Genomic DNA, 14,030 nt, shown 5'->3' with positions numbered 1-14,030 from the left:
GCTCCGGCGCGGCCGACGACGACGCGTTCGACCGCGGGTTCGGACCGCTGCCGAAGGGTGTCGCCCCTGCGACGCGGTCTGATAGGCATGCGTCCTGGGCCGGTGGAGGCACTTCCCGGACCGAGCGCCCGGATCCTGTCCGAGAGACCCTGTCCGAGACCCCGTCCGCACCACCGGCGGAAAGGCCTTCAGTGTCCCCGAGCTCCGCACGGATCACCGCGGTCGACACCCACGACATCCGCTTCCCGACCTCGCGCGAACTCGACGGGTCGGACGCCATGAATCCGGACCCCGACTACTCGGCGGCCTACGTCGTCCTGCGCACCGACGCGGCCGACGGCGCCGAGGGGCACGGCTTCGTCTTCACCATCGGGCGCGGCAACGAGGTCCAGGTCGCCGCGATCGACGCGCTGCGGGAGCAGGTGCTCGGACGGTCCGTCGACGAACTGTGCGGCGACCCCGGCTCCCTCTCCCGGGACCTGACCGGCGACAGCCAGCTGCGCTGGCTGGGACCCGAGAAGGGCGTGATGCACATGGCCATCGGCGCCGTCGTCAACGCCGTGTGGGACCTCGCCGCCAAACGGGCCGGCAAACCCTTGTGGCGGCTGCTCGCGGACGCCGACCCCGCCTGGCTCGTCGGCCAGGTCGACTTCCGGTACATCACGGACGCGCTCACGCCCGAGGAGGCACTCGCACTGCTGCGCAGGGGCCGGGAGGGGGCGGTGGGACGCGCCGCGACCCTGCGCGCCCGGGGCTACCCCGCGTACGCCACCTCGCCCGGCTGGCTCGGCTACGGGGACGAGAAGCTCACCCGCCTCGCCGTCGAGGCGGTCGCCGCGGGGTTCCGGCAGATCAAGCTGAAGGTGGGCGCGGATCTCGCGGACGACATGCGCCGCTGCCGGGCCGCCCGCGCGGCGGTGGGCCCGGACATCCGCATCGCGATCGACGCCAACCAGCGCTGGAACGTGGCCGAGGCGATCACCTGGACCCGGGCGCTCGCCGAGTTCCGGCCCTACTGGATCGAGGAGCCGACCAGCCCCGACGACATCCTCGGCCACGCCGCGATCCGCGAGGCGGTCGCCCCGGTCAAGGTCGCCACCGGAGAACACACGCAGAACCGGATCGTCTTCAAGCAACTCCTCCAGGCCGGGTCCCTCGACATCCTCCAACTGGACGCGACGCGCGTGGGCGGAGTCAACGAGAACCTCGCCGTCCTGCTCCTGGCGGCCAGGTTCGGCGTGCCCGTCTGCCCGCACGCCGGGGGCGTGGGACTGTGCGAACTCGTCCAGCACCTCGCGATGTTCGACTTCGTCGCCCTGTCCGGCACCACCGACGACCGCGTCATCGAGTACGTCGACCATCTGCACGGCCACTTCACCGAACCGGTGGTGATCCGCGACGGCCACTACACGGCGCCCACCGCACCGGGCTTCTCCGCCACCATGCGGCCGGAGTCCGTGGCCGAGTTCACCTATCCGGGTGGCGCCTTCTGGGCCGCCGAACTCGCCCGGCCGAAGACCGACGACCGGAAGGGCCGAGGCGCATGACGGATCATCAGGATCTCGCCGATCAGGACTCCAGCGCTCAACCCGGTGCCCGACACGTCGCTCAGGACTTCGCGGGACTCAGAGCCCTGGTCACCGGTGGCGCCTCCGGCATCGGCAGGGCCACCGCCGACCTCCTCGCCGCCCGCGGGGCCGCCGTCGCCGTCCTCGACCTGGATCCGTCGTCGATCGACAAGCCGCTGACCGGCCACCGCGCCGACGTCGGCGACGACGCCTCCGTGCGGGCGGCCGTGGCCGCCGCCGTCGCGGACCTGGGCGGTCTCGACATCCTGGTCAACAACGCCGGCATCGGCGCCCGCGGCACCGTCGAGGACAACGACGACGAGGAATGGCACCGGGTCCTGGACGTCAATGTCCTCGGCGTCGTGCGGACCACCCGTGCGGCCCTGCCCCACCTGCGGGAGTCCCCGCACGCGGCGATCGTGAACACCTGCTCCGTCGCCGCCACCGCGGGGCTGCCCCAGCGGGCGCTGTACGCGGCGTCCAAGGGCGCCGTCCTCTCCCTCACCCTCGCCATGGCCGCCGATCACGTCCGCGAGGGCATCCGCGTCAACTGCGTCACCCCCGGCACCGTGGACACCCCGTGGGTCGGACGCCTTCTGGAGGCCGCGCCCGATCCGGCCGCCGAGCGCGCGGCCCTGGAAGCGCGCCAGCCCACCGGCCGTCTGGTGACGGCACCGGAAGTCGCGGGCGCCATCGCCTACTTGGCGAGCCCCCTGTCCGGCTCCACCACCGGTACCGCGCTCGCGGTGGACGGCGGCATGCAGGGACTGCGGCTCCGTCCGGAGGGCCGGTGAACACCCTCGGCGGGAGCGGCGTCCGCGTGACCGCGCTGTCCTTCGGCGCCGCCGGGATCGGCAACCTGTTCACCGAGGTCACCGACGAGCAGGCGTACGAAGCGGTCGACGCCGCCTGGGCGAACGGCATCCGTTCCTTCGACACGGCCCCGCACTACGGCCTCGGCCTCTCCGAGCGGCGCCTGGGCGCGGCCCTGCGCGACCGGCCCCGGGACGCGTACACCGTCTCGACCAAGGCGGGCCGCCTGCTGGAGCCCGTGGACGCGGGCGGCGACGACCTGGCCGACGGGTTCGCGGTGCCCGCCACGCACCGCCGCGTCTGGGACTTCAGCGCCGACGGGGTACGCCGGAGCCTGGACGCCAGTCTGGAACGGCTCGGCCTCGACCGCGTGGACGCCGTCTACCTCCACGACCCCGACGACCACGCCGAACAGGCCCTCCGCGAGGGGTACCCGGCGCTGGAGAGGCTGCGCGCGCAGGGCGTCGTGGGCGCGATCGGCGCCGGCATGAACCAGACGGAGACGCTCACCCGGTTCGTCCGCGAGACGGACGTCGACGTGGTGCTGTGCGCCGGCCGCTACACCCTCCTGGACCACGGCGCGCTCACCGCGCTGCTGCCCGCCGCGCGGGACCGCGGGGTCTCCGTCATCATCGGCGGCGCCTTCAACTCCGGTCTGCTGGCCGACCCGAGACCCGGGGCGACGTACAACTACGCGGTGGCGCCGCCGGAGTTGCTGGAACGCGCGCTGTACTTGAAGGCGATCGCCGAGCGGCACGGCACCACGCTGCGCGCCGCGGCGCTGGCCTTCCCGGCCGCCCATCCGGCCGTGACGAGCGTCCTGGTCGGCGCCCGCTCGGCGGCCGAGGTCCGCGACTGCGTGGCGGGGTTCGCGACACCGGTGCCGTCGGCGTTCTGGCGGGAACTGCGCGAGGAGGGCCTGCTGCCCGCCGCGGCGCCCCTTCCCGCCGGGGAGACCTGACGCGCCCTGACGCCGGCGCCCCGCAGACGAAGGACCACGCCCCGGGTGCGTGCCAGCCTGGCCGCACGGGACAGCCCGGCGGCGCGGGGCAGGCCGGCGGCGCGGGGCAGGCCCCGGCAGGCACGGGGAGACCGTGGGAGGCGCGGGAGAGACGTGGGGAGACCCTGGAAGGCGCGGAGGCGTCCGCCGGGTGGCCCACGCCGGCCGCCTACCGCGGAGTCCGCCGCTCCGCGGCCCCCTCCAGTCGCGTCGGCGGCAGGAAGTCGCGCACATAGGTCCGGTGCCAGCACGCGCCCGTCTCCCGCAGCTCGCGCCAGGTCGTGTACCGGTAGCGGAAGAGCCGGGCGCGGACGTAGCGGGGCGGGGTGTCGGCGGGGAACGGGGAGCGGCGCAGCAGCCGCAGGGTGTCGCGGTCGTTCTCGAGGAGCCGCTCCACCAGGCCAGGGAACCAGGAACCGGCGTACCCGGGGGAGAGCGCCGCGAACCACATCAGCCAGTCGAGCCGCAGATGGTACGGCGCGAACTGGCGCGGCCAGTGACGGGGATCGCCCGGCTTGCCCTTGAACTCGTACTCCAGCCACCGGGCGTCCTCGCGCGGCGTCTCGTCCGTCGTGCCCTCGACGACCACCTCGTGACGCACGCGGCTGACGCTGCCGAACGCCCCGTAGGTGTTGACCAGATGGAGCGGGTCGAAGGAGCGGTTCATGACCTGCCGCCGCGAGAGCAGATTGCGTGCCGGGCGGTAGCCGAGGGCGAGCAGGCCCGCGGCCACGGTGAGGACGACCACCTCGTACCAGAGCGGCGCTCCCGTGCTCCGGGGCGTGTCGGCGGGGAGCCGGACCACGCTCAGGGCCAGCACGACGGTCGTCCAGTTCAGCCAGGAGAAGTTGCCGGACAGGACCAGCCACAACTGGGTCAGGATCATCAGCGCGGCGGCGGCCGTCGCGATGGGCTGCGGGGCGAAGAGCAGCACGGGAAGCACGAGTTGGGTGAAGTGGTTCGCCGCCACCTCCACGCGGTGCAAGGGCGCGGGGAGGTGGTGGAAGAACCAGCTCAGCGGCCCCGGCATCGGCTGGGTCTCGTGGTGGTAGTAGAGGCAGGTGAGCTTCCGCCAGCAGGCGTCGCCCCGCATCTTGATCAGTCCCGCGCCGAACTCGACACGGAAGAGCACCCAGCGCATCAGGAACAGTACGACGACCGGTGGCGCCACCTCGTCGTTGCCGAGGAAGACCGCGAGGAAGCCCACCTCGAGCAGCAGCGACTCCCAGCCGAACGCGTACCAGGTCTGGCCGACGTTGACGATCGACAGGTACAGGGCCCACGGGACCAGCCACAGCAGCATCGCGCCCCACAGCGGCAGGTATCCGTCGAGGCCCGCCATCAGCGCCACCGACACCGCGCAGCCCGTCCAGGACCAGGCCGCGAAGAAGCGGTCCGAATAGCGCAGCTGGAAGACGCTCGGCGCGTCACGGAACGCGACCCGCTCCACGAACCGGGGCACCGGCAGCATCCCGCGCTCCCCGATCAGCGCCCGGAACTGGAGGACGGCGCTCAGGAACGCGACGAGGTACAGCACGGCCAGCGCCCGCTGGAAGACCAGCCGGCTCAGCTCGTAGCCGGGGGCGACGAACCACTCCATGACCATGCCTCCTCTCCCCTCCATTGTGACGCTGGGTGATCGATCTCCGCTTGCGTGCGCCAAGAGGGTGACGCAGAGAATGGTCCACGAACTGCCCGGGACGGACGGGAGAACGTGGTGCTCATACCCACCAGGAGCCTCTTCGCGGCCTGCGCGATCTCGGCCGCGCTCCTCGTCGCCGGCTGTTTCGCCGGCGGCGACAGGGGCGGGGAGTCGAGCGGGCCGACCGGTGGCGAGGTGTTCCTCCAGCCCGTCGCGGAGCAGGGCCCCGACCCCTTCACGGCCTCCACCTCCACCGCCGCCGCGCCCCGGCCACCCGTCACCCGAACGCCGCAGCCCACGCCCTCCGAGGCGGAGGGCGCGCGTTCGCTCTCCGGCGCCACGCCGGGCCTCTACGGCGGCACCCGCAACGCCGGCAGCTGCGACGTCGGGAAGCAGATCCGGTTCCTCGGTGCCGACGGGGGCAGGACCCGCGCCTTCGCCCAGGCCTCCGGCATCTCCCCGGGATCCGTCCCGGACTACCTGAGCGGCCTGACCCCGGTGGTGCTGCGCGCCGACACCCGCGTCACGGACCACGGATACGGCGACGGACGGGCCACCGGCTTCCAGGCCGTGCTCCAGGCCGGTACGGCCGTCCTCGTCGACAACCTCGGCGTGCCCCGGGTCCGCTGCGCCTGCGGCAACCCGCTGGGGCGGCCCACCGCGCTGGACGGGGACCCGGGCGTCCGGGGCACGCCCTGGAGCGGCTACCGGGCGGCCCGGGTCGTCGTGGTGACCCCGGCACCCGTCGTGATCACCGACCTCACGATCGTCGACGTCGACGACGACACCTGGATCGGTCGACCCGTGGGCCTCGACGGCCACCGGCACGACCACGTCGTGCCGCCGCCGGACGGATCAGCCCCGGTCCCGAGCCCGGACGACTCCACCGGTGCCGCGCCGGGCGACGGGAGCCCGTCCCCGGACGCGTCCGCGTCCGACTGCGTCACGCCGACCGCGACGGACGAACCGACCGCGACCGGCGAACCGGAGACGCCGACCGCGACGGAGAGCGTCCCGCCGGGGCCGGGGGAGACCGCTCCGGGCGAGACCGACGGTCCCGGTACCGGGCCCTTCGGCCTGCCGACGGACGGCTCCGCCCTGGACGTCTCCCGGCAGCGGGCGTCCTCCTCGCCCCCGGCGGACGCGTCACCGGACTGCGCGACGGCCTCCGCCGCACCGACGGCGAGCGAGCCCGGAACCGGCCCGGCCCCCTCGGGCGGGACGACCGCTCCCCGGTCGGACCCGGCGGCCCCCGACCGCTCCGGCTCCCCGGCCCCCTCCGCGTCCCGGGTCCCGCCGACGGAGACGGGCACCCCCACCGAGGACACCGGTCCGGACGTCGACCCGGACAGCCCCGACGAACCCGACGGCGGCGGTCCGATCCCCGACGAGACGACCGGTACCGACGGCGTCTTCGACGTCTCGGCCGACCTCGGCGACGGGTGAGCGCCCGACCGCGCGGGGAGCGGGGAAAAGGGCTGCCCAGAAGTCGAACAATCGGGCAAATACTGGCAAGGTGGCTCCATGGCTGATCGGGGAGCGAGCGCCCTGTCACTCCCGGACGACTGGCCCGCCCACCCGGCTCCGATCCTGGCGCTCAACCGCATGGGCAGCTTCGACTGGGACCTGGACACCGGCCGGATGGCGATGGACGCCCAGGCCCACGAGGTCTTCGACGTGCGCCCGGACGAGTACGACGGGGACCCCGCCACGCTGTCCATGCGCGTCCCGCCGACCGAGTCGCGGCGCCTCGACACGATGGTGTCCCACGCCCTCAAGGACGGCAGCGAGAACTACGGCGCCTACTTCCGCATCCGCCGCCGGGACGGCTCCCAGCGCTGGACCCACACCCAGGGGTACATCCGCCGTGACGAGACCGGCCGTCCGCGTCGGATCATCGGCATCGTCCGCGACGCCACCGACGAGCTCGGCGAGGCCGCGGTGCGCCGCGAGCAGGCGGCCCAGGACGAGGTGCGGCGCCAGCAGACCAGCGTCGTCCAGCTGACCACGGCCGCGCTGGCCCACGCCGTCACCGTCCAGGACGTCATCGACGTACTGCAGGACACCCACGGGCTCATCCACCTCGGGGCCACCAGCCTGGTCATGGGCCTCGTGGAGGCCGGCCGCATCCGCATGGTCGCCACCGGCCCCGAACACAGCTACGTCCCCGGTACCCGGGTCACCCGCCTGGACGCGCAGTACCCGATGAACGAGGTCGTACGGACCCTCGCGCCGCACTTCATCGAGTCGCCCGAGGAGTTCGCCGAGTCGTACCCGCTGCTGTGGCCGAACATCACCGGCCTGAACATCACCTCGGCCGCCTACCTCCCGCTCATCGTCCAGGCCCGCCCCATCGGCGCCATCGGCCTGCTCTACAGCGACCGGCACGGCTTCTCGGACGACGAGCGCAACGTCCTCGTCGCCCTCGGCAGCAGCATCGCCCAGAGCCTCCAACGGGCCATGTTCTTCGAACAGGAGAAGGACCTCGCCCAGGGACTCCAGCAGGCCATGCTGCCGCGCTCCATCCCGAGCGTCACCGGCGCCGACGTCGCCGTCCGCTACCGTTCCGCGTCCCTCGGGCGGGACATCGGCGGCGACTGGTACGACCTGATCCCGCTGCCGGGAGGCCGGGTCGGCGCGGTCATCGGCGACGTCCAGGGCCACGACACGCACGCCGCCGCGGTCATGGGCCAGCTGCGCATCGTGCTGCGCGCCTACGCCGCCGAGGGCCACACCCCGGCCACCGTGATGGCCCGCGCCTCGGTGTTCCTCGACGAACTCGACACCGACCGGTTCGCGACCTGCCTGTACGCCGAGGTCGACCTCTCCACCGGACTGACCCAGCTCGTGCGGGCCGGCCACATCGACCCGCTGGTGCGCTACACCGACGGCACCTGCCGCCGGCTGCCGGTGGAGGGCGGACTGCCGCTCGGCCTGTCCGCCGAGTTCGGGCGGCTCGAATACCCCGTCGCCACCATCGAACTCGACCCCTGCCAGACCCTGCTGCTGTGCACCGACGGGCTCGTCGAGGAGCCGGGGATCGACCTCGACGACGGCATGCACTCCCTCCGGGAACGCATCCGAGTCGGCCCGGACGACGTCGGCGACCTCGCCGACCAGCTCATCGAATGGGCCGAGGAACGCGGCGGCGACGACGACGTCGCCCTGCTGATCCTGCGCCGCCACGGCGTGACCGGCCGGCGCCCCGGCGGACGCCTCCAGCAGCACGTGGCCCCGGGTGACCCGGAGGCGCTCGTCGAGGCCCGTCACATGATCCGGTCCGCGGTCCGCGCCTGGGGAGCCCGCGAGCGGGCCGACGAGATCGAGCTGGTCGCGGACGAACTGATCACCAACGCCCTCATGCACACCGAGGGCTCGGCGGTGGTCACCCTGCGGGTCCTGGCCGGTTCCGACCGCAGGCTGCGCGTCGAGGTGGAGGACTCCTCCAGCGCCCTGCCGCGCCGCCGGGAGGCCGGTGAGTCCGGTGTCTCAGGGCGCGGGCTGCTGCTCGTCGACCGCCTCACCGACGTCTGGGGCGTCGAGGCCCGGGGCGGCGGCAAATGCGTGTGGTGCGAGTTCGTCGTCCGCGAGCGGAACTGATCCCCGGCGGCCGGACCCTGGCCGCCGGTCCCCGGCGGTTCGGTCGGCGGATGGCACCCTGGACGTATGCCGGAACTGCCCGAGGTCGAAGCGCTCAAGGACTTCCTGGCCGATCGTCTCGTGGGCCGCCGGGTCGCCCGCGTGCTGCCTGTCGCCATCAGCGTCCTGAAGACGTACGACCCTCCCGTCACCGCCCTGGAAGGGCGCGAGGTCACGGCCGTCCGCCGGTTCGGCAAGTTCCTCGACATCGAGGAGGAGGGCCTGCATCTCGTCACGCATCTGGCCCGCGCGGGCTGGCTGCACTGGAAGGACACCCTCCCCGACGGCCCGCCCAGGCCGGGCAAGGGGCCGCTGGCGCTGCGGGTCGCCCTGGAGACCGGGGAGGGCTTCGACCTCACCGAGGCGGGCACCCGGAAGCGGCTCGCCGTGTACGTCGTCCGGGACGCCGCCGAGATCCCCGGAGTGGCCCGCCTCGGCCCCGACCCGCTCGCCGGGGACTTCGACGAGAAGCGGTTCGCCGGGCTGCTCCAGGGCGAGCGGCGCCGGCTGAAGGGCGCGCTGCGGGACCAGAGCCTGATCGCGGGCGTCGGCAACGCGTACAGCGACGAGATCCTGCACGCCGCCAGGATGTCGCCCTTCAAGATCGCCTCCTCGCTGACTCCCGAGGAGACCCGGCGGCTGTACGAGGCGCTGCGCGGCACCCTCGCCGAGGCGGTGGAGCGGTCCCACGGGCTGGCCGCCGGGCGGCTGAAGGCGGAGAAGAAGACCGGCCTGCGCGTGCACGGGAGGGCGGGGGAGGCCTGCCCGGTGTGCGGCGACACCATCCGCGAGGTGTCGTTCAGCGACTCCTCGCTGCAGTACTGCCCCACCTGCCAGACCGGCGGCAGACCGCTGGCGGACCGGCGGATGTCCCGGCTGCTCAAGTAGGGAGAACCACGGTCGGCCCGGGGCAATGACACTCCGTCAGGACCGTTCCGCCGTCGCCGTAAGCGTGTTGGTGCCCTGGCCCTGGTCCTCGCGGTGGCCGGAGCGGCGGGACGGACGACGTCACGGACGACGTGACGGGCAGGTGCTCCTCGGTGTCCCGGGCGGTGAAACGGGTGTCGCTCAGGGGGCGTTGAGCGTCACGAGGTGTTCGCCGTCCGAGGTGCGCACCTCGAACCGGCGGATCTCGTCGGCCCGCATCGACGAGCCGCCCTGCATGGTGACGGCGTCCTCGTTGTGCGCGGGCTCCATCCAGCTCGTCACCGACTGCTCCGAGCCGTCCTTGCCGATGGCGACGAGCTCGCAGGAACGGGGACCCTCGGCGTCCTTGACCTCGACCTCGACATCGGTGCCCCAGAGCCGCTCGCGGGTCGTCACCTGGGCCCAGACCCCCGTCTGGGCGTCGGTCCTGGCCATCTGGCTCGACGGCGGGTCGGCCGCGACGACCGCGCCCGCGGGGGAGTCCTGGCCGACGACGAGCGCGAGCGCGGGTCCGCCGGTGGCGAGGACCACCGAGGCGGCCAGCGCGAACAGGAGGCGCCGGCGCCGGGCCCGGTTGCGCGTGGCCACCTCGCCGAGCAGCTTGTCGAGCAGCCGCGGGCCGGGAGCGGCGAAGGGGTGGACACTGCGCGGCGTCGACTGCCGGTACAGCATCAACTGCCGTGTGGCGGGCCGGTGCTCGCTGACGAACGCCGTGCACTGAGCGCACTCCACGAGGTGGTCCTCGAAGCGGAAGGCTTCCGCCTCGCCGAGCACGCCGAGCGCGTAGGCGCCGACGTCGCGATGCCGTTCAAGGGACCTCATACCGGATACCGAATCCTCGTGGCGTTGGTGCGGACTGTGAGTGGTGTTGCTGTTGCCCACGGGTACGCACCAGACCGCCGAATCACTCAAGACTCGTTCGGAATCGCGATCGAGACCTTCGGAGCGCAGGCGCTCGCGGATTGGTGCGAGCACGAAGATTTTGTTCCCCGGCTCGCCCGCGACCGCCCTCGGAAGATCGTCAGAAGAGGTGGATGGCCAGATGTCCGAGCGGCAGGCCCAGCCGCCAGGCGGCCGTCCACACCTTCGGACCGTCGTCCTCACCGGGTACGCCGCCCCCGCCCGGCACCGCGTCCAGGTCCGGCGCGAGCAGTTCCGTCTCCTCCAGCCAGCGCCAGGCGGTCGACGCCAGCAGCAGGTCGGGGTCGGGAGCGGCGGAGCCGGCGGACTCGGCCGCGCGCAGGGCCAGGTGCTCGCGCACCCAGGCGTGCCACGGCTGGTCGTACGCCGTCAGGGAGAGCCAGGTCTCCAGCTGGGTGATGACCCGGATCCCGGAGAGTTCGCCCCCGCTGTCGGACAGGAAGATGGTCAGCGCGAGGGCGTCGCGCCCGGCGCGGAACTCGAAGGACGTGGGCGGCATCAGGTCGCCGGTCCGCAACAGTTCGTCGGCGATGTACTCGGCGTACAACCAGGCCATGGGGACGGTGAGTTCGCCCCCGCCGGTGCCGTCCGTGCTCTCTTGCCCTCTGTGCAGCATCCCTTCCTGCCTTCCTCCGGTGCGTGCGCGTCGCCCGACCCCGGGCCCCAGTCCGGAAAACGGATGAGGCAAGCTGAGTGCTCAACCATGGTCCTCAGCAAGGCGCTTTACGGAGGTTTGACTCAGTCTTCGGTTTCAGCGCAGTTCGGCCGCGTATCCTGGAAGGACCCGGCGCAGGGCGCGCAGCGCGTAGTACGCGCGGGACTTCACCGTACCGGGCGGAATCCCGAGGGCCGCGGCGGCCTCCGCCACACTCGCCCCTTGGAAGTACACCAGCACCAGGACTTCACGGTGCTCGGGAGTGAGTGTCTTCACAGCCTCCCGGACGTCGAGCGTCGCCACCGACCGTTCGGCGTGATCGGCGCAGACCCGCGCGTGGTCGAGGACCGCGTCCCCGACCTCCGGAGGCCGTGCCTGACGGGCCCGTCGCGCGTCGATCGCCAGCCGCCGCCCCACGGTCAGCAGCCAGGGGCGTACGGAGGTGAAGTCGTCGGCGCGCAGGGCCTCGGGATGCTGCCACGCCCGGACGAACGTCTCCTGCAACAGGTCCTCGGCGCGCTGCCGGTCGCCGTCGGACAGGCGCAGCAGCAGGGCGAAGAGCGGGCGGCCGTGCTCGCGCTGGAGGGCGGCCAGCTCGTGCTCGGCGGTCGTTCCGTGGGCGATGGTGGTGGTTCCGGCCGTCATGGCGTGTATGCCAGCGTGCCGCGCCCCGTGCGGACAGGGCGGGAACACGGTTGTGCGCCGGGCGGTCGAAGCGGTCGGTGAACGGTGCGCCGAACGGTCCGCCGCGGTGGAGCCCCGGATTCCACGGTGCCGTCGCCGGACCGCCGTTCCTCCCGGCGGGCACACCCGCGAGCGCCGAACGGGTGAGCGGTGGTGGTGGCTCCTTGACCGTCGGCCGCCCATGCACGTGGATGCACATCAATTAGTAATTAAATCGGACTGGATGGGGCCCGGCATGATCACACGCGCTCGGCAGCTCAATCTGGCCCTCGCGGCCGTCCTCGTCGCGGCCGCGGCGGCCTGCCAGACCCACGAATCGGCCGTGCGCCACCGCGGTGGACAGCCCGCCCCCGCCGTCGACCGCGGCTTCACCCTCGTCGCCTCCGGCGACGTCCTGCCGCACACCTCGATCATCGAACGGGCCAACTCCGACGCGGCGGACGGCGGTTACGACTTCCGGCCGATGCTCGCGGGCGTACGGCCCATCGTGTCCGCCGCCGACCTGGCGATCTGTCACATGGAGACCGTGTACGGCGCCGACGGCGACTACACCGGCTATCCCACCTTCAAGTCGCCGCCCCAGGTGGCCGAAGGCCTGGCCGCCACGGGCTACGACGCCTGTTCCACCGCCTCGAACCACAGCCTGGACGACGGCGCCGACGGCATCCGGCGCACCCTGGACGCGCTGGACCGCGCGGGCGTGCGGCACGCCGGATCGGCGCGCACGGCGCAGGAGGCGAGCGGCGCCACCATGATGCGGGCGGGCAGCGCCCGGGTCGCCCATCTCGCGTACACCTATGACACGAACGGCTTCCCGCTCCCGCAGGGGCAGCCCTGGGCGGTCGCGCTGACCGACCCCGACCGGATCGTCGCGGACGCCCGCGCCGCCCGGAAGGCGGGCGCCGACGTGGTCGTCGTCTCCCTGCACTGGGGCACCGAATGGCAGGACGAGCCCGACGAGCGGCAACTGGAACTGAGCAGGCGGCTGACCGGCTCCCGCACCGGCGGCCGACCCGACATCGACCTGATCCTCGGCACCCACGCCCACATCCCGCAGGCGTACGAGAAGGTCAACGGCACCTGGGTCGTCTACGGCATGGGCGACCAGATCGCCGGCGAGATGGTCAACTACGAGGGCGCCCAGGACCCGCGCGGCAACCAGAGCACCATCGGACGCTTCACCTTCGCCCCGCCCGCGCGGAAGGGGCAGCGCTGGGAGGTGTCGAAGGCCGAGTTCATCCCGCAGGCCTTCGACCTCGACGCCGGCCGGGTCGTCGACCTCAACGCCGCGCTGGAGCAGGGCGCCGCCGTGGGTCCCGTCCGCGACCGGATCCGCGACGTCGTGCTGAGCCGGGGCGCGGCCAAGGACGGTCTCGTGATGGGGCGGTAGACAGGCCGCGTGCGGGCGGTCCGGCCGCAGACGCGGGTTCCGTGGCCGTCCACGGCGGCCGGGCGCGCCGAGGCCGGTCCGGTCCGCCCCGTCAGGGGCCTCGGTGAGCCGGCCGCCGGTCCCGTCCGGCTCACGGCACGCGGGCCGTCGGACGCCTGGCGGCCCGCCGTGACCGGGCCGGGCCCGGCCGGCGAGGAGCAGCGGCGCCGAGCTGCGCCGAGCGATGTCGAGCCACGCCGAGCGACGTCTACGGGACGACCGTGACCGGCCAGCGGCCCGCCTTCACCAGCCGGATCGCCACCGAACCGACGATCCGGTGGCCCGCCTGCTCGGAGGCCCCGACCACCACGGCGTCCGCCTTGAGGTCGTCCGCCGCCGTGACCAGGCCGGTGTAGGGATCGCCACGGAAGGTGTGGAACTCCCAGCGGACGTCGAATATGTCCTTCACCCGCTCGGTCGCCTCGCGGATGTACCGGACCAGGTCCTCGGCGATCTCGTCGGTGGTCTCCGCGACCGGGACCCCGAGGGCCGCCCCCGCCGCCATCAACGGCTGGACGTAGACCACCGCGAGCAGCGCCCGCTGCCTTCTCGCCAGACCGGCCGCGTACGCCGCGGCGCGCAGCGAGGAGTCGGAGCCGTCCACCCCGACGACGATGACCTTGGGGCCGTCCGTGCCGCGTTCGAACCGATGCGCGTGCTGCTCTTCCGTCACGGCGCCGAGGCTATCGGAACGCCCGGGTCCGTCCCGTGCGGGGAGCGGGAGCCGCCACTCGACGCGCGGGGCGGCGCCG

Annotated in this window: 12 protein-coding genes; 7 read left to right on the top strand and 5 right to left on the bottom strand. The window is 73.2% G+C overall.

Going from position 1 to position 14,030, the window contains the following annotated elements:
• Nucleotides 1-191: 191 nt before the first annotated feature.
• The 3 genes from ACFYW7_RS09605 to ACFYW7_RS09595 are packed head-to-tail and all read left to right on the top strand — an operon-like array spanning nt 192 to nt 3,342.
• The gene (locus ACFYW7_RS09605; protein ID WP_389499859.1) at nt 192-1,547 is read left to right on the top strand and encodes an enolase C-terminal domain-like protein; all 1,356 of its coding nucleotides are present in this window, start codon (nt 192-194) and stop codon (nt 1,545-1,547) included.
• On the top strand, nt 1,544-2,362 hold the full coding sequence (locus ACFYW7_RS09600) for an SDR family NAD(P)-dependent oxidoreductase (protein WP_389499857.1): 819 nt from the start codon (nt 1,544-1,546) through the stop codon (nt 2,360-2,362). The genes ACFYW7_RS09605 and ACFYW7_RS09600 overlap by 4 nt, the downstream gene beginning before the upstream one ends.
• Nucleotides 2,359-3,342: an aldo/keto reductase gene (locus tag ACFYW7_RS09595; protein WP_389499855.1), complete on the top strand. Its 984-nt coding sequence runs from the start codon at nt 2,359-2,361 to the stop codon at nt 3,340-3,342. The genes ACFYW7_RS09600 and ACFYW7_RS09595 overlap by 4 nt, the downstream gene beginning before the upstream one ends.
• A gap of 208 nt (nt 3,343-3,550) precedes the next feature.
• Here the strand turns inward: ACFYW7_RS09595 and ACFYW7_RS09590 are convergent, their stop codons facing one another.
• Complete coding sequence (locus ACFYW7_RS09590; RefSeq protein WP_389499853.1) at nt 3,551-4,981, bottom strand: lipase maturation factor family protein; 1,431 nt, start codon at nt 4,979-4,981, stop codon at nt 3,551-3,553.
• Nucleotides 4,982-5,095: 114 nt separating this feature from the next.
• Between ACFYW7_RS09590 and ACFYW7_RS09585 the strand changes: the two genes are divergently transcribed.
• From ACFYW7_RS09585 to ACFYW7_RS09575, 3 genes are all read left to right on the top strand, one after another.
• Nucleotides 5,096-6,469 (top strand): DUF6777 domain-containing protein, encoded by a 1,374-nt coding sequence (locus ACFYW7_RS09585; protein WP_389499850.1) that lies wholly within the window; start codon nt 5,096-5,098, stop codon nt 6,467-6,469.
• Nucleotides 6,470-6,547: 78 nt separating this feature from the next.
• A complete protein-coding gene (locus ACFYW7_RS09580; protein WP_389499848.1) occupies nt 6,548-8,623 on the top strand; it encodes a SpoIIE family protein phosphatase in 2,076 nt (691 codons plus the stop codon).
• Nucleotides 8,624-8,689: 66 nt separating this feature from the next.
• Nucleotides 8,690-9,550 carry an Fpg/Nei family DNA glycosylase gene (locus ACFYW7_RS09575; protein ID WP_389499846.1) on the top strand — a complete coding sequence of 287 codons (861 nt, stop codon included), beginning with the start codon at nt 8,690-8,692 and terminating at the stop codon, nt 9,548-9,550.
• Between the two features lie 180 nt (nt 9,551-9,730).
• Here ACFYW7_RS09575 and ACFYW7_RS09570 read toward each other — a convergent pair whose 3' ends face one another.
• The 3 genes from ACFYW7_RS09570 to ACFYW7_RS09560 form a co-directional block, all read right to left on the bottom strand.
• A complete protein-coding gene (locus ACFYW7_RS09570) occupies nt 9,731-10,411 on the bottom strand; it encodes a zf-HC2 domain-containing protein (RefSeq protein ID WP_389499843.1) in 681 nt (226 codons plus the stop codon).
• Nucleotides 10,412-10,610: 199 nt separating this feature from the next.
• A complete protein-coding gene (locus ACFYW7_RS09565; protein ID WP_389499841.1) occupies nt 10,611-11,126 on the bottom strand; it encodes a hypothetical protein in 516 nt (171 codons plus the stop codon).
• Between the two features lie 135 nt (nt 11,127-11,261).
• Nucleotides 11,262-11,810: a sigma-70 family RNA polymerase sigma factor gene (locus ACFYW7_RS09560; protein WP_389499839.1), complete on the bottom strand. Its 549-nt coding sequence runs from the start codon at nt 11,808-11,810 to the stop codon at nt 11,262-11,264.
• A 274-nt stretch (nt 11,811-12,084) separates the two neighbouring features.
• Here ACFYW7_RS09560 and ACFYW7_RS09555 point away from each other — a divergent pair, with 274 nt between their 5' ends.
• The gene (locus tag ACFYW7_RS09555; protein WP_389500414.1) at nt 12,085-13,239 is read left to right on the top strand and encodes a CapA family protein; all 1,155 of its coding nucleotides are present in this window, start codon (nt 12,085-12,087) and stop codon (nt 13,237-13,239) included.
• A gap of 247 nt (nt 13,240-13,486) precedes the next feature.
• Here the strand turns inward: ACFYW7_RS09555 and ACFYW7_RS09550 are convergent, their stop codons facing one another.
• Nucleotides 13,487-13,951 carry a universal stress protein gene (locus ACFYW7_RS09550; protein ID WP_389499838.1) on the bottom strand — a complete coding sequence of 155 codons (465 nt, stop codon included), beginning with the start codon at nt 13,949-13,951 and terminating at the stop codon, nt 13,487-13,489.
• Nucleotides 13,952-14,030: the final 79 nt, after the last annotated feature.

The sequence above is a fragment of the Streptomyces sp. NPDC002580 genome (assembly GCF_042889485.1).
In the GTDB taxonomy this organism is placed as follows: Bacteria; Actinomycetota; Actinomycetes; order Streptomycetales; family Streptomycetaceae; genus Streptomyces.
The sequence above is the reverse complement of the archived record's forward strand: the minus strand, read 5'-3'. Positions and strand labels throughout refer to the sequence as shown.

What these genes read in the sequence shown, in the direction of transcription:
- ACFYW7_RS09580 (WP_389499848.1), top strand. Translation starts at nt 6,548, where the DNA reads ATGGCTGATCGGGGAGCGAGCGCCCTGTCACTCCCGGACGACTGGCCC.
- ACFYW7_RS09565 (WP_389499841.1), bottom strand. Translation starts at nt 11,126, where the DNA reads ATGCTGCACAGAGGGCAAGAGAGCACGGACGGCACCGGCGGGGGCGAA.
- ACFYW7_RS09570 (WP_389499843.1), bottom strand. Translation starts at nt 10,411, where the DNA reads ATGAGGTCCCTTGAACGGCATCGCGACGTCGGCGCCTACGCGCTCGGC.
- ACFYW7_RS09590 (WP_389499853.1), bottom strand. Translation starts at nt 4,981, where the DNA reads ATGGAGTGGTTCGTCGCCCCCGGCTACGAGCTGAGCCGGCTGGTCTTC.
- ACFYW7_RS09560 (WP_389499839.1), bottom strand. Translation starts at nt 11,810, where the DNA reads ATGACGGCCGGAACCACCACCATCGCCCACGGAACGACCGCCGAGCAC.
- ACFYW7_RS09575 (WP_389499846.1), top strand. Translation starts at nt 8,690, where the DNA reads ATGCCGGAACTGCCCGAGGTCGAAGCGCTCAAGGACTTCCTGGCCGAT.
- ACFYW7_RS09600 (WP_389499857.1), top strand. Translation starts at nt 1,544, where the DNA reads ATGACGGATCATCAGGATCTCGCCGATCAGGACTCCAGCGCTCAACCC.
- ACFYW7_RS09555 (WP_389500414.1), top strand. Translation starts at nt 12,085, where the DNA reads ATGATCACACGCGCTCGGCAGCTCAATCTGGCCCTCGCGGCCGTCCTC.